Below are 14402 nucleotides of genomic sequence, written 5' to 3'. Positions count from 1 at the left end.
ATCCACACGCAAGCCCGGCGCCGTCATCGCGCCGCATTCGGCGCCTCCGTTGCACAAAGGCGAAGCACTCCGGCGGCCTGATCATAGGCTGGGCACGGAGTTGACGCCGGCGGGGTCGCGCGGGCAACACCGGGCCGCCGCGGGACCTGAGCCGCGCGCTGCCGGAGCCCGAGCCGATGTCGTCCGCGAAAGCCCCTCCCGTCTCCCCGCTGGCGCCCACCGCGATGCCCGATCTGCCGCCCCTGCCGGGCGTGCGAATCGCGACCGCCCAGGCGGGGATCCGCTACAGCGGCCGCACCGACGTGCTCTACGTGGCGCTGGAGGCCGGGACCCGGGCAGCGGGGGTGTTCACCCGGTCGAAGTGTCCCTCGGCGCCGGTGGATTGGTGCCGCGACGCCCTGGCCGACGGGTCGGCGCGGGCGCTCGTGGTCAATTCCGGCAACGCCAACGCCTTCACGGGCCGGCTCGGGCGCGACGCGGTGGCGCGCACCGTCGAGATCGCCGCGGAGGCGGCGGGCTGCGGCGCGCGCGAGGTCTACGTCGCCTCGACCGGCGTGATCGGCGAGCCGCTCCCGGCGGAGCGGTTCGCGGGCGTGCTGGCGGACTGCGCGGCCCGCGCCGAGGACGGGCCGGCCGCCTGGACCGCGGCGGCCCGGGCGATCATGACCACCGACACCTTCCCGAAGCTCGCCACCCGCACGGCCGAGATCGGCGGCGTGCGCGTGACGATCAACGGCATCGCCAAGGGCGCCGGCATGATCGCCCCCGACATGGCGACGATGCTGTCCTTCGTCTTCACCGACGCGGCCCTGCCGCAGGACGTGCTGCAGGCGCTCCTCTCGGCCGGGACGAAGACGAGCTTCAACTGCGTGACCGTGGACGGCGACACCTCCACCTCCGACACGCTGATGCTGTTCGCCACCGCCAGGGCCGGCAACCCGGCGATCAGCGATCCCGCCGACCCGCGGCTCGCCGGCTTCCGGGAAGCGCTCGACGGCCTGCTGGTGGAGCTGGCCCAGCTCGTCGCCAAGGACGGCGAGGGCGCGCGCAAGTTCGTCACCGTGCGGGTCACCGGCGCCGAGAGCGACGCCTCCGCGCACCGCATCGCGATGTCGATCGCCAACTCGCCGCTGGTGAAGACCGCGGTGGCCGGCGAGGACGCCAACTGGGGCCGCGTGGTGATGGCCGTGGGCAAGGCCGGCGAGCCCGCCGACCGCGACCGGCTCGCGATCTGGTTCGGCGACGTGCGGGTGGCGGTCCAGGGCGCCCGCGACCCCGATTACAGCGAGGCGGCGGCGAGCGCCGTGATGCGCGCGCCGGAGATCACGGTCCGGGTCGATCTCGGCCTGGGCGACGGCACGGCCCGCGTCTGGACCTGCGACCTGACCAAGGCCTACGTCGAGATCAACGGGGATTACCGCTCGTGAGGGCGGTCCTGTCCGGCGCCCTCCTCGTCCTGAGCCTGGCGACCGCGGCGCGGGCCGACGACGCGGCGTGCAAGCGCCACATCAGCGTCGTCGGGCGCGCGTCGGAGACGCGGGCGCCGGACTTCGCCGAGGTGACGATCGGCATCGAGGCGCGCGGCGCGAGTGCGGCGGCCGCCCTCGACGCGGCCTCGGAGGCGGTGGCCGGGGTCTCGGCGCAGGCCCGCGCCCTCGGGGTCCCGCCCGCCGATCTCGGCACGGCCGCCGTCACCCTGCAGACCGCGACCCGCACCGTCGCCCGGCCGGGGGGCGCCGTCACCGAGGAGCCCGACGGCTACCGCGCCAGCAACCTCGTCACCGTCCGGCTCGCCGACATGGACCGCCTCGGCGACCTGCTCCGGCAGGCCCTCGAATCCGGCGCCAACCGCATCGACGGCGTGAGCTTCGGGCTGCGCGACCCGGACAAGAGCGAGGCGGCCCTCCAGGTGGCGGCGACCCGGGACGCGCGGAGCCGCGCCGAGGCCCTCGCGGAGGCGGTCGGCGCCAAGCTCGGCCCGCTCTGCACGCTGAGCACAACCGCGGCCGGCACGCCGTACCGCCCGGCGCTGGAGATGGCCCGGGCGGCGCCGATGGCGGCCAAAGGACGGCGGGTGCCGCTGGAGGCGGGCACGATCCCGATGTCCTCCGAGGTCTCGGCCACCTTCGCGGTGGCGCAGTGAGCGCGCCCGAGAACGCCCCCGACGGCGCCCCCGCTGCCGCGCCCCTGCGCCTGCTCCTCGTGGTCGCCGTCGCCCTCGTCGACGTCGACGGCCGCGTCCTCGTGAGCGAGCGCCCGGCGGGCAAGCAGCTCGCCGGCCTGTGGGAGTTCCCAGGCGGCAAGGTCGAGCCCGGCGAGCGCCCCGAGCAGACGCTGATCCGCGAGCTGGCGGAGGAGCTCGGCATCCGGGTCGAGGAGCCCTGCCTCGCGCCGCTGACCTTCGCGAGCCACGCCTACCCGGACTTCCACCTGCTGATGCCGCTCTACATCTGCCGGCGCTGGACGGGGACGCCGCGGTCGATGGAGGGGCAGGCGCTCAAGTGGGTGCGCCCCAAGGCCCTGCGCGACCTCGCGATGCCGCCCGCCGACGCGCCGCTGATCCCGTTCCTGATCGACCTGCTGGATTCCTGACCCCGTCGCGGGCCACCCTCACAGGGTCAGGATCGACTCGACGACCTCCTGCACGTCGAGCGCCTCCGCGAAGGTGGCGAGGTGGTGGGGCTCGCCGCGCGCCATGCGGACGACGCCCTCGAGCTGGCGCCGGAGCGTGATCGGCCGCAGCTTCTCGTTCGGGATCGCGTCGGGCTCCGGCTCGAAGCGCCCGTCGGCGCCCCGCCGCTCGGCGATGGCCCAGTCGCGCAGCCGGACGGCGCCCGCGTCGCCCTCCAGCGTCCACGTGTTGTGGTCGTCGGCCGCGACGCCCCCGACCCGGCCTGTCAGGGTGACGGGGATCCCGCCCGCCGTGAGCGTCATGTCGATCGCGCGCTCGGACCGGCCCGGTTCCGGGAAGGCGATCCGTCCGGCGAGCCCGGCGAGCGGGCCGAGCTGGCGGCGGGCCAGGAACAGGAAGTGCGAGACCACCTCGCGGGTGAAGCCGCCCTCGCCCCGCGCGTCGAGCCAGCGGGCGGCGTCGGCCTGCCAGGGCCGGGGCCAGCGGGCGAACGCCACCGCGACGGTGAGCGCCCGTGGCGTGCCGACCGCGCCGGCCGCGATCCAGCGCTCGATCGTCGCCACGCCCGGCGACGAGGCGAACGGGAAATTGACCGCGCCCGCGCCCCTCGCCTCCGCCACGAAGGCGCGGGCATCGGCGCGATCGATGGCCAGCGGCTTCTCGCAGAAGACGCTCCGGCCGGCCGCCAGGGCGGCGCGGGCGTAGCCGAGATGCGAGGCGGGCGGCGAGGCGACGTAGACGCAGTCGCTCGCCGCCACGACGGCGGCGGAATCGGCCACCCGCGGCACCGCCGGGAAGGCCGCGCCGATCCGGTCCAGGGCCGCCGGGGCCGGATCCCAGATCGCCGCGACCCGCACGGGCGAGTCCGTCGCCCCGTGGATCGCGCCGAGCAGGCGCTCGGCCATGATTCCCGCGCCGATGATCCCGATGGTGAGCGGTGCGTCGGAGGTCGGCATGCGGGGATCCGTGCGGCTTCTGGCGTCTGACGGGCCGCGGGGCGCGGCCCGTCGCAGGCTTTAGGAGCCCGAACCGGCGTGGGGAAGGCCGCCGGTCAACGCGACCCGGGATCTCAGCCGTGGATGAAGGCGAGCAGGTCGGCGTTGAGCCGGTCCTTGTGGGTGGCGGCCAGCCCGTGCGGGGCGCCCGGATACTCCTTCAGCACGGCGCCCGGCACGAGCTTGACGGCGGCGCGCGCGGCGGCGTCGATCGGCACGATCTGGTCGTCGTCGCCGTGCACGAGCAGGGTCGGCACGTCGATGCGCTTCAGGTCCTCGGTGAAGTCGGTCTCCGAGAAGGCCGCCACGCAGGCGTGCACGTTCCGCAGGCCCGCCATCATGCCCTGCATCCAGAACGTGTCCCGCAGGCCTTCGCTGACCGCGGCGCCGGCACGGTTCGCGCCGTAGAACGGGCCACTCAGGTCCTTGAAGAACTGGGATCGGTCGCGCAGGACCGAGTCCCGGATGCCGTCGAACACGTCCCGGGGCAGGCCGCCCGGATTCGCGTCGGTCCGGACCATCTGGGGCGTCACGGCCCCGACCAGCACCGCCTTGGCGATGCGCGCCGTCCCGTGCCGCCCGATGGTGCGGGCGACCTCGCCGCCGCCGGTGGAGTGGCCGACCAGCACCGCGTCGCGCAGGTCGAGATGGGCGATCAGCCCGGCGAGGTCGTCCGCGAAGGTGTCCATGTCGTTGCCCGACCAGGGCTGCCCGGAGCGACCGTGCCCGCGCCGGTCATGGGCGATGACCCGGAACCCGCGCTCCGCGAGGAACAGCATCTGGTCCTCCCAGGCGTCGCCGTTGAGCGGCCAGCCGTGGCTGAAGACCACCGGCTGCCCGGCGCCCCAGTCCTTGTAGTAGATCTGGGTGCCGTCCTGCGCGGTGAAGTAGGGCATCGTGGTCTCCCGAGGGTCGAGAAGGCAGAGGGCGAGAAGCAGGGGTCGCGCGGACCGACGGACCGGTCAGGCCCGGCCCTGCCGCGCGTCGAGGCTGAGCGGGCCGGCCCCGAAGGCCGCGACCTGAAGCAAGCCGCCGGCCATGGCGAGGTTCTTCAGGAAGTGGAACATCTGGTTCTGGTCGCCGAGGGCCGCGTGGAAGGTCACCGCGGTGGCCACCGCGAAGAGCGCGAGGGCCAGGGCGACCAGCCGCGTGCGGTAGCCGGCGACGAGCAGCAGCCCGCCGACGACCTCCACGGAGGTCGCCGCCGCGTAGGCGAGCGGCGGCAGCGGCAGGTGGGCGGCCTCGATGGTGGCGAGCGTCGCGGCCGGGGCCGCGAGCTTGCCGGCGCCGCTCACGAGGAAGATCGCGCTCATCAGGACCCGGCCGGTCACCGGCAGCAGGGCGGTCGCGCTGGAAGAATAGATCGGGGGCATCGTCGAACGCTCCGTCCTGTCGTGCGCGGCCGGCTCAGGCCGCTTCGGGAAGTGTGAGGCCGCGAAGCCAGTTCAGCGCCAGGCCGATATCGGCCTGCGACAGGCCGTGACCCGTCGGCAGGATCCGGTGCTCGACGCGGGCTCCGGCCGCGGTGAGCTGCTGCGCGAGGCACCGCGCGTTCTCGGCGGGCACGATCGGGTCCATCGCCCCGGAGAGGATCAGGACCGGCCGGCCGGCGAGATCCGCGGCCGGGGGCTCGGCGAACGGCACCATCGGGCGGATCAGGACCGCGCCCGCCAGGGTCTCCGGCCGGAGCAGAAGCAGCGAGGCTGCGATGTTGGCGCCGTTCGAGAAGCCCAGCGCCACCGGCGCCCCGAGCCCGTACCGCGTCCGGGCGGCCGCCACGAAGGCCGCGAGGTCGCCGGTGCGGCGGCGCAGGTCCGCCTCGTCGAAGACGCCCTCCGCCAGGCGCCGGAAGAAGCGCGGCATGCCGTTCTCGCTGACGGCGCCGCGGGGCGCCAGCAGGGCGGCCTCCGGCGCGACCGTGCGGCCGAGGGGCAGGAGGTCGGTCTCGTCGCCGCCGGTCCCGTGCAGGAGCAGCAGCGGACGGGCGGTGTCGGGACCGGGCTCGAAGCGGTGGATGAAGCCGGCGGTGTCCTGGGTCATGGTGGCCTCACGGGTGACGGGGGGAGGTCCCGCCCCGCGCGGGCGCGGGGCGGGCGTGGAGGTCGCGGATCAGGCGACCTTGGGCAGCACGGCCTCGATCTCGGCCCGGCGCGGCTCCAGGCCGGCGGGGAGCTTGAGGGCCTGGCCGAGGGCCTCGATCGGCTCGTCGACCGCGAAGCCGGGCTCGTCGGTGGCGATCTCGAACAGCACGCCGCCGGGCTCGCGGAAGTAGATCGAGCGGAAGTACTGCCGGTCGCGCTGCTCGGTGACGTGGAGCCCCCGCGTCGCGAGCGCCCGGCCCATCGCGGCCTGCGCGGCGTCGTCCGCCGCCCGGAACGCGATGTGGTGGACCGAGCCCGCCCCCGGGCGGCCGGGCAGGAACCCGCCGACGGCCCGCAGGGTGACGAGACCGCCGAGCTCGGCGCTGCCCGCGAAGCGGATCAGGTTGCCCTCGCGGCCGACCTCCTCCAGCCCGAGCACCTCCGTGAGGATCGCGGCGGTCGCCTCGGCCCTGTCGAGGAGGAGCGTGACGCCGTGCAGGCCGCGGATCGCGTGCTCGGCCGGCACCTCGCTCGACGCCCAGCCCTCCGCGTCGCCGACATCGACGCCCACCAGCGCGAGCATCATGCCGTCCGGGTCGCGGAAGCGCAGCGTCGGCGCGCCGAAGACCTGGACCAGCGGCTCGTGGGCCACGCCCTTCTCGATGAGCCGGTGGGTCCACCAGCCGATGGAGGCGCGGGGAACCCGGAAGGCCGTCTCCTGGGTCTCGCCGATCCCGACCCGGCCCGGCGCGGCGTGCTCGACGGGGAAGAAGGTCAGGATCGTGCCGGGCCGCCCGGCCGCGTCGCCGTAGTACAGGTGGTAGGTGCCCGGATCGTCGAAATTGACGGTCTTCTTCACCAGACGCAGCCCGAGGATTCGGGTGTGGAAGTCGAGGTTGCGCAGGGCCGGCCCGGAGAAGGCCGTGACGTGGTGGAGGCCGGTCTGAACCATGGCGATGTCTCCCGACGGAAGGCCGCGGCGGGCGGCCTGTTGCGATGACGGGAATGTGCCCCTTGCCATGGGCGGCGAAAATAGAAACGGTGGAAACCTATCGTTTCCGGATCTGATCGATGAGACTGCCCGATTTCGAGGCCTGGGCCGTGTTCGCCAAGGTGGTGGAGACCGGCTCCTTCGGCCGCGCCGCCGCGGAACTGGGCCTGTCGAAGGCCACGGTCTCGAAGGCGGTGAGCCGGCTCGAACTGCGGATCGGCGCCCGCCTGTTCAACCGCACGTCGCGGAAGCTCGCCCTCACCGAGGCCGGGCAGGCCGCCAAGGACGGTGCCGCGCGCATCCTCGCCGAGGGCGAGGCCGCGGAGGCGCTGGCGACGGCGGGCGCCGCGGAGCCGCGCGGGCTGGTGCGGCTCGCGGCGCCGATGACCTTCGGGGTGATGCACGTGGCCCCGATCCTGCCGGCCTTCCTCCGGGAGTACCCGGCCGTCTCGGTGGATCTCCACCTGTCGGACGCGGTCGTCGACCTCGTCGGCGGCGGGTTCGACATCGGGCTGCGCATCGCGGCCCTGCCGGATTCCTCCCTGCGCGCGCGCCGGCTCTGCGACGTCCGCCGCTCGCTGGTCGCCACCCCCGCCTATCTCGACCGGCACGGCCGGCCCGAGCACCCGGACGACCTCGTCCGCCACACCTGCCTCGGCTACGCCTACCTGCCGACACCCGACCGCTGGCGATTCGTGGACGGGAGCGGCGCGGAGGCCGTCGTGGTGCCGGCGGGCCAGCTCCGGGCGAACAACGCCGAGGCGCTGGCGCCGGCGCTGCGGGCCGGCCTCGGACTCGCCCTGCAGCCCGACTTCATGATCTGGGACGACCTCGAAGCCGGGCGCCTCGAGCGGGTGCTGCCGGCCTGGTCGCCGCCGCCGATCGCCCTGCACCTCGTCACGCCGCCGGGCGATCCGCGGCCGGCGCGGGTGACGGCGCTGATCGCCCATCTCGCCCAGACCCTCGGCCAGGCGCCCTGGGCCGCGCCGCCGCCGCGAGGCCACGCGGCGGACCGGTGAGTCCCGCGCCGGCGCGCGCGATCCAGGCACGTCATTCACCTGGATCAATGCCGTCTACGCGAACGTGCGTTACCGGCGAGCACCGTGCCTCCGAAGACGGCCTGCTCCTTGCGGGTGCATCTGTCGGAGAACGGCCGAGACTTGCCGCTCGGCCGGGAATCTCGGCCAAGCAAACTTCAGGTTTATCCAGGACAATCTGGCATTGGACAGCGGCGCATTTTCCGGTCAGTAAGGCGCCTTGTATACATGTATACGATTCTGTTGAGGCGTCGATGTCCCCTTTGATTCCCGGACGCCCCGCACCCGACCGGTTGCGGCACAAGACTGTGGCGGCGGCCGTGGCGGACTCGCTCCGCGAGCAGATCCTGAACGGTGAACTGCCGCCGGGAGTGCAGCTCCGCCAGGACGCCCTGGCGGAGGAGTTCGGGATCAGCCGGATCCCGGTGCGCGAGGCCCTGCTGCAGCTGGAAGCCAGCAAGCTCGTGCGGATCGTGCCGCACCGCGGGGCGGTCGTGACGGGCCTCTCGCTGCAGGAGGTCGAGGACATCTTCCAGCTGCGCGTCCAGCTCGAGCCGGAACTGCTCCTGCTCTCGGCCCCGCACCTGACCCCTGACGACATCCGCGATCTCGACGCGCTCTCGAAGGAGTACGGCGCGGCGCTGGAGACCGGTCAGGTCCTCCGGTGGGGCGACCTGAACAGCCGCTTCCACCTCGACCTGATCCGGCACGCCGGCCGGCCGCGGTCGCTGGCGATCGTCTCCGCGCTGCTGCAGGATTGCGAGCGGCCGACGCGGCTGCAGATCGCGACCTCCGAGGACGCGACCCGCGCGGTCAGCGAGCACGCGCAGATCCTGGCCCTGTGCGAGGACCGCGCGTTCGAGGCGGCGGCCGCGTGCCTGCGGCGCCACATCGAGCATGTCGGCGCCTCGCTCATCGCCCTCTATCGGGGGGCGCTCGCCGAGGCCTGATCGGTCGCGAGGCGGCTCAGTCCGGCTTGGCCGACCGGCCGCCGATCCGGCCCGGCAGGCGGGTCAGGCGATCCTTCATCTCCAGGACCTTCTGGACCTTCGAGCCGAGCGTCAGGAGCTGGACGAGGCGCTCGGTGTCGAGGCGGCGCACGTCCGCGTACCAGCCGGCGAACAGCTCGAAGAGGTCGTGCATCTCCCGCAGGCGCGCCTGGGCGTGCCGCTCCTCCTCGGTCGCCGGCTCCTGCATCAGGAGCTCGCGCAGGAGGGTCAAGGTCGGGTCGACCTCGCGCTTCTTGCGCTCCTCGACCAGCGTGCGGACGATCTGCCAGATGTCCTCGGGCGTCGTGAAGTAGTCGCGCCGGTCGCCGGGCCGGTGCTGGAGTCGGACGAGGTTCCAGGCCTGGAGCTCCTTCAGGCCCATGCTGACGTTGGAGCGCGACACCCCGAGCCGCTCGACGATCTCGTCGGCGTTGAGGGGCCGCTCGGCCACGAACAGCAGGGCGTAGATCTGCCCCACGGTCCGGTTGATGCCCCAGCGCGAGCCCATCTCGCCGAAATGCAGCACGAAGGTCTGGACGAGCGGGGGCAGTTGCACGGCAGGGATCCGACGCGGGCAATAATCGGGCGGGCGCCGCCCCGGTCTATCAGCTCTTGAGCCAATACCGCAGGACCGTCGCGACGAAGCCGAGGCCGACGATGCTGGAGGCCCAGAGCCCCGCGAACCACGCGAGGCGCTTCCAGAGGGGCTGTGCTGCTGCGGGTGCCATCAGTGATATCCGTGCGCGTCGACCTTGCCGCGGAAGACCCAGTACGCGTACGCGGTGTAGGCCAGTATGATCGGGATCAAAACCGACGCGCCGGCCAGCAGGAAGATCTGGCTCGCCTCGGGGGCGGCCGCCTGCCAGATCGTGATCCGGCCCGGCACGATGTCGGGGAAGATGCTGATGCCGAGCCCCAGGAAGGTCAGGGCGAACAGCCCCAGCGCGATCAGGAAGGGCGCCCGCTCGGCGCCGCCCCGCAGGGTGCGCCACAGGGCGTAGGCCGCGAGCGCCACGAGCAGCGGCACCTGCGCGGTGACGAGCACGTTCGGCATCGCCAGCCAGCGCTCGTAGTAGCGGCCCTGGAGGAACGGCGTCACCGCGCTGACGAGGGCGATGGCCGCCACCGTCGCCGCGGTGAGGCGCAGGGCCAGGCGCCGGGCCCGCAGCTGGAGCAGGCCCTCGGTGCGCATCACCAGCCACGTCGCCCCGAGCAGCGCGTAGGCGACGACCAGGCTCGCGCCGACGAGGACGCTGAAGGGCGTGAGCCAGTCCCACCAGCCGCCGGCATAGGCCCGACCCTCGACCGCGATGCCTTGCAGGAGCGCGCCCAGCGTGATGCCCTGGGCGAGGGCCGCCACCAGCGAGCCGCCCGCGAAGGCCACGTCCCAGGCGGCGCGGTGGCGGGGGTCGCGCCAGCGGAACTCGAAGGCGACGCCGCGGAAGATCAGCCCGAGCAGCATCGCGATGATCGGCGCGTAGAGCGCCGGCAGGATCACCGCGTAGGCCAGCGGGAAGACGGCGAACAGGCCGCCGCCGCCCAGCACCAGCCAGGTCTCGTTGCCGTCCCAGACCGGCGCGACCGAGTTCATGGCGGTGTCGCGCTCCGCGCCCGGCGGCAGGACCGGGAACAGGAGGCCGATGCCGAGGTCGAAGCCGTCCATGACGATGTAGGCGAAGACCGCGAAGGCGATCACGAGCGCCCAGACCACCGTGAGATCGACGCTGTAGGCCATGGGTCCCTCACTCGGCCGGCTGGAGGTGGCGGTCGGGATCGATCGCCGGGGCGGGCGTGATGCCCGCCGTCCGGATCGGCGCGCCGGGCTCGATCCCGCTCTCGCCGGCATGCGGGGGCTGGCCCATCAGGCGCAGCATGTAGCCGGTGCCCATGGCGAAGACCGCGAAGTAGATGACCACGAAGGCGGTGAGCGAGGCCGCCACCGCCGGCGCGTGCAGCGGCGAGGCCGACTGCGCCGTGCGCAGCAGTCCGTAGACCGTGTAGGGCTGGCGCCCGACCTCAGTGGTGATCCAGCCGGCCAGCACCGCCACGAAGCCCGCCGGGCCCATAGCCACCGCGAAGCGGTGCAGGGGGCGCCACGCGTAGAGGGTGCCGCGCCAGCGGGCGAGGAGGCTGAGCGCGCCCAGGAGCAGCATCAGCATCCCGAGGCCGACCATGATGCGGAACGACCAGAACACGATCGGCACGGGCGGCCATTCCGACCGCGGCAGGCTGTCGAGCCCCTTCAGGGGCGCGTCGAGGGCGTGCTTCAGCACCAGCGACGACAGCTTCGGGATCTCGACCGCGTAGCGCACGGTGCCGGCCTCCTGGTCGGGCAGGCCGAACAGCACCAGCGGCGCGCCGTCCGGGTGACTCTGGAAGTGCCCCTCCATGGCCATGACCTTGGCGGGCTGGTGCTCCAGCGTGTTGAGGCCGTGCGCGTCGCCCGCGAGGATCTGGACCGGCGCGACCAGGGCGGCCATCCACATCGCCATCGAGAACATCGTCCGGGCGGCCGGGTTGGCCCGGTCGCGCAGCAGGTGCCACGCGCCGACCGCGCCCACCACCAGGGCCGTCGTCAGGTAGGCGGCCAGGACCATGTGCACGAGGCGGTACGGGAAGGACGGGTTGAACACGATCGCCCACCAGTCCAGCGGCACGAACTGGCCCTCGGCATTCGTGCCGTAGCCCGCCGGCGTCTGCATCCACGAGTTCACCGCCAGGATCCAGAACGCCGAGAAGCAGGTCCCGACCGCCACCATCAGCGTCGCCGCGAAGTGCAGCCGCGGCCCGACCTTGCGCATCCCGAACAGCATCACGCCGAGGAAGCCCGCCTCCAGGAAGAAGGCCGAGAGCACCTCGTAGGCCATCATCGGCCCCAGCACCGGGCCGGTCTTGTCGGAGAAGACCGACCAGTTCGTACCGAACTGGTAGGACATCACCAGGCCGGACACGACGCCCATCGCGAAGGCGATGGCGAAGATTTTGAGCCAGTACTTGAACAGATCCATGAAGACCTGGCGCCCGGTGGCGAGCCAGAGCCCTTCCAGAACGGCGAGGAAGCTCGCGAGGCCGATCGAGAAAGCCGGGAACACGATGTGGAAGGCGACCGTGAACCCGAACTGGATGCGGGCGAGGATCAAGGGATCGAGGTTGGCGAGCACGTCGTGCCTCCGGCTCTGTGCGCGACTCGGCGTATAGCAATTTCAGAAATTTCTGAAAAGTCAAAACATCCTGTGCCGCCGGTGCGGCGCCCCGGCCATGCGCCGGCGTCCGGGGTCGGTTTGGCCTCGGGGTCTGGACGTCCGCGCCCGAACGCGTCAGGGTCTCGGCATTCACTACAGGTCGGGACCACGCGGGGCCCTGGACGCGCGCCGCGCGACGGGACGCCGCGTCCCGACGCACGGAGAGCACGCGCCGCCATGGCCGACACCCTCGTCTCCGCCGCGCCCGTCGATCTCGCCGCCGCGCTGTCGGCGCGCATCCGCGGCATCGGCACGAGCCAGATCGGCCTCGTGGCGGATCGCGGGCGGGACGACCCGGAGGTGGTGAAGCTGTGGATCGGCGAGGGCGACCTGCCGACGCCGCCCTTCATCGTCGAGGCCGCGCACCGGGCGATGCTCGACGGGCACACCCGCTACACCACGTCGCTGGGGCTGCCGGCGCTGCGGGCGGCGCTCGGCGCCTACCACGCCCGCCACTGGGGCGTGGAGATCCCGCCGGACCGGTTCGGCGTCACGGCGGGCGGCATGAACGCGATCATGCAGGCGGCCCAGGTGCTGCTGGAGCCGGGCGACGAGATGATCATCCCCTCCCCGGCCTGGCCCAACCTCGGCGAGGCGGTCCGCATCGCCGGCGGCGTGCCCGTGACGGTGCCGTACCGCCGCCTGCCGGACGGGCGCTTCGCGCTGCCGCTCGCCGACATCGCGGCGGCGATCACGCCGCGCACCCGGGTGATCATGGTGAACTCGCCCTCGAACCCGACGGGCTGGACCATGCCGCTCGCCGAGATGACGGCCCTGCGCGACCTCGCCCGGGAGCGCGGCCTCTGGATCCTCTCGGACGAGGTCTATGCCCACTTCACCTACGGCAACCGGATCGCGCCGTCCTTCCTGCAGATCTGCACGGAGGACGACCGGCTGATCGTGACCAACACCTTCTCGAAGAACTGGGCGATGACCGGCTGGCGGGCCGGCTGGGTGATCTATCCCCGCGGCCTCGCACCGACCTTCGCCAAGCTCGGGCAGTACAGCACCACCTCGATCCCGACCTTCGTCCAGCACGCCTGCATCGCGGCCCTCGAGGAGGGCGACGGCTTCATCCGCACGATGGTGGATCGCTGCGCCGAGGCCCGGGCGATCCTGGTGGAAGGGCTGTCGCGCCTGCCGGGCGTCACGGTCGCGCCGCCGGACGGGGCCTTCTACCTCATGGCCCGGATGGGCGGCGACGAGCCGAGCCTCGACCTGGCGCTGCGCCTGCTGCGGGAGGCCAAGGTCGGCGTGGCGCCGGGCACCGCCTTCGGGCCCGAGGGCGAGGGTCTGGTGCGGATGTGCTTCGCCATCAGCCCGGACCTGGCGCGGGAGGCGGTGCGCCGGCTCGCGGGCGTGCTCGGGACCCGGGCGCCGGCCGCGGCGGCGCACTGAGTCGGGCGGGGGCGGCTCAGCGGCCCCAGCGCAGGACCAGCGCGTCGTTCCGCCGGGCGAGCTCGATCAGGCCGGCCCGCGTCGCCGGGTGCAGGGGCTGGATCGGCAGCCGCGCGGTCTCGCTCGCGATCACCCCGCCCTCGGCCATCAGCGCCTTGCAGGCGAGCAGGCCGCACTGCCGGTTCTCGTAGTTGATCAGCGGTAGCCAGCGCGCGTAGGCGTCCATCGCCTCGTCGCGACGCCCGGCCGCGTAGGCGTCGGTGATCTGGCGGATGCCGTCCGGGTAGCCGCCGCCGGTCATCGCACCCGTCGCGCCGGCGTCGAGGTCGGCCATCAGGGTGATCGCCTCCTCGCCGTCCCAGGGGCCCACGACCGCGTCGCCGCCGAGCGCGATCAGCTCGCGGAGCTTGGCCGCGGCGCCCGTGGTCTCGATCTTGAAGTAGGCGACGTTCGCGATCTCCCGGGCCATGCGCGCCAGGAGCGGTGCCGAGAGCGGCGTGCCGGCCACCGGCGCGTCCTGGATCATGATCGGGATCGCGATCGCGTCCGAGACCGCGCGGAAGAAGTCGACGAGGCCGAGCTCCGGCACCCGGATCGTGGCGCCGTGATAGGGCGGCATGACCATCACCATCGCGGCGCCGGCCTCCTGGGCGCGGCGCGAGCGCTCGGCGCAGACCTGCGTGGCGAAGTGCGTCGTCGTCACGATCACCGGAACGCGGCCGGCCACGTGCTCCAGCACGGCGTGCATCACCCGCTCGCGCTCGTCGTCGGTGAGGACGAACTGCTCGGAGAAGTTGGCCAGGATGCACAGGCCCTGACTTCCGGCGTCGATCATGAAGTCGACGGCCCGGCGCTGCCCGTCGAGGTCGAGGGCGCCCGACGCGTCGAAGACCGTGGGGGCGACCGGGAAGACGCCGCGATAGGCGGGGACGGACGAGGTCATGCGCGGTCCTTCTGCCGGGATCGCGCATCCCGGCGGACGACCGTGTCCGCGGGCGGGATCCGGCCGCCTCTTAGCACGCGGCCGCGATCCTGGC

The 14402-nt window shown here is 73.2% G+C and carries 16 protein-coding genes; 6 read left to right on the top strand and 10 right to left on the bottom strand.

Annotated features, from left to right (window positions below; all coding sequences use genetic code 11):
* The first annotated feature begins 176 nt into the window (after positions 1-176).
* Genes argJ through BMY19_RS10185 form a run of 3 tightly spaced genes read left to right on the top strand, consistent with a single transcriptional unit; the run spans position 177 to position 2592 of the window.
* Positions 177-1427 carry a bifunctional glutamate N-acetyltransferase/amino-acid acetyltransferase ArgJ gene (gene argJ / locus BMY19_RS10195; RefSeq protein ID WP_100251606.1) on the top strand — a complete coding sequence of 417 codons (1251 nt, stop codon included), beginning with the start codon at positions 177-179 and terminating at the stop codon, positions 1425-1427.
* On the top strand, positions 1424-2143 hold the full coding sequence (locus BMY19_RS10190; RefSeq protein WP_100251605.1) for an SIMPL domain-containing protein: 720 nt from the start codon (positions 1424-1426) through the stop codon (positions 2141-2143). Before argJ ends, BMY19_RS10190 begins: the two co-directional genes overlap by 4 nt.
* A complete protein-coding gene (locus BMY19_RS10185; RefSeq protein WP_020090948.1) occupies positions 2140-2592 on the top strand; it encodes a (deoxy)nucleoside triphosphate pyrophosphohydrolase in 453 nt (150 codons plus the stop codon). Before BMY19_RS10190 ends, BMY19_RS10185 begins: the two co-directional genes overlap by 4 nt.
* A gap of 18 nt (positions 2593-2610) precedes the next feature.
* Here BMY19_RS10185 and BMY19_RS10180 read toward each other — a convergent pair whose 3' ends face one another.
* The 5 genes from BMY19_RS10180 to BMY19_RS10160 form a co-directional block, all read right to left on the bottom strand.
* A complete protein-coding gene (locus tag BMY19_RS10180; RefSeq protein WP_100251604.1) occupies positions 2611-3588 on the bottom strand; it encodes a Gfo/Idh/MocA family protein in 978 nt (325 codons plus the stop codon).
* 113 nt (positions 3589-3701) lie between these two features.
* Positions 3702-4523: an alpha/beta fold hydrolase gene (locus tag BMY19_RS10175; RefSeq protein WP_100251603.1), complete on the bottom strand. Its 822-nt coding sequence runs from the start codon at positions 4521-4523 to the stop codon at positions 3702-3704.
* Positions 4524-4589: 66 nt separating this feature from the next.
* Complete coding sequence (locus BMY19_RS10170) at positions 4590-5000, bottom strand: DoxX family protein (RefSeq protein ID WP_020090951.1); 411 nt, start codon at positions 4998-5000, stop codon at positions 4590-4592.
* A gap of 34 nt (positions 5001-5034) precedes the next feature.
* The gene (locus BMY19_RS10165; RefSeq protein ID WP_100251602.1) at positions 5035-5667 is read right to left on the bottom strand and encodes an alpha/beta hydrolase; all 633 of its coding nucleotides are present in this window, start codon (positions 5665-5667) and stop codon (positions 5035-5037) included.
* A 69-nt stretch (positions 5668-5736) separates the two neighbouring features.
* On the bottom strand, positions 5737-6660 hold the full coding sequence (locus tag BMY19_RS10160; protein WP_100251601.1) for a ring-cleaving dioxygenase: 924 nt from the start codon (positions 6658-6660) through the stop codon (positions 5737-5739).
* A gap of 119 nt (positions 6661-6779) precedes the next feature.
* On the opposite strand from BMY19_RS10160, the gene BMY19_RS10155 reads away from it, so the two are divergent.
* Positions 6780-7718, top strand: coding sequence for a LysR family transcriptional regulator (locus tag BMY19_RS10155; RefSeq protein WP_100251600.1), 939 nt, complete (start codon positions 6780-6782; stop codon positions 7716-7718).
* Positions 7719-7990: 272 nt separating this feature from the next.
* Positions 7991-8686: a GntR family transcriptional regulator gene (locus tag BMY19_RS10150; RefSeq protein WP_056522938.1), complete on the top strand. Its 696-nt coding sequence runs from the start codon at positions 7991-7993 to the stop codon at positions 8684-8686.
* A 16-nt stretch (positions 8687-8702) separates the two neighbouring features.
* Here BMY19_RS10150 and BMY19_RS10145 read toward each other — a convergent pair whose 3' ends face one another.
* Genes BMY19_RS10145 through BMY19_RS10130 form a run of 4 tightly spaced genes read right to left on the bottom strand, consistent with a single transcriptional unit; the run spans position 8703 to position 11886 of the window.
* Positions 8703-9281 (bottom strand): GbsR/MarR family transcriptional regulator, encoded by a 579-nt coding sequence (locus BMY19_RS10145; protein ID WP_100251599.1) that lies wholly within the window; start codon positions 9279-9281, stop codon positions 8703-8705.
* Between the two features lie 49 nt (positions 9282-9330).
* Positions 9331-9453 carry a DUF2474 family protein gene (locus BMY19_RS10140; protein WP_012321840.1) on the bottom strand — a complete coding sequence of 41 codons (123 nt, stop codon included), beginning with the start codon at positions 9451-9453 and terminating at the stop codon, positions 9331-9333.
* On the bottom strand, positions 9453-10460 hold the full coding sequence (cydB, locus tag BMY19_RS10135) for a cytochrome d ubiquinol oxidase subunit II (RefSeq protein WP_100251598.1): 1008 nt from the start codon (positions 10458-10460) through the stop codon (positions 9453-9455). Before cydB ends, BMY19_RS10140 begins: the two co-directional genes overlap by 1 nt.
* 7 nt (positions 10461-10467) lie before the next feature.
* A complete protein-coding gene (locus BMY19_RS10130) occupies positions 10468-11886 on the bottom strand; it encodes a cytochrome ubiquinol oxidase subunit I (protein ID WP_091676122.1) in 1419 nt (472 codons plus the stop codon).
* Between the two features lie 258 nt (positions 11887-12144).
* Between BMY19_RS10130 and BMY19_RS10125 the strand changes: the two genes are divergently transcribed.
* On the top strand, positions 12145-13365 hold the full coding sequence (locus tag BMY19_RS10125) for a pyridoxal phosphate-dependent aminotransferase (RefSeq protein WP_091977879.1): 1221 nt from the start codon (positions 12145-12147) through the stop codon (positions 13363-13365).
* A 16-nt stretch (positions 13366-13381) separates the two neighbouring features.
* Here BMY19_RS10125 and BMY19_RS10120 read toward each other — a convergent pair whose 3' ends face one another.
* Positions 13382-14308, bottom strand: a complete 927-nt coding sequence (locus tag BMY19_RS10120; protein ID WP_100251597.1) for a dihydrodipicolinate synthase family protein — start codon at positions 14306-14308, stop codon at positions 13382-13384.
* Positions 14309-14402 lie beyond the last annotated feature (94 nt).

The organism is Methylobacterium sp. UNC300MFChir4.1 (genome assembly GCF_900110155.1).
In the GTDB taxonomy this organism is placed as follows: Bacteria; Pseudomonadota; Alphaproteobacteria; order Rhizobiales; family Beijerinckiaceae; genus Methylobacterium.
Note: the sequence above shows the minus strand (reverse complement) of the source record. Positions and strands in the feature narration are given on the sequence as shown.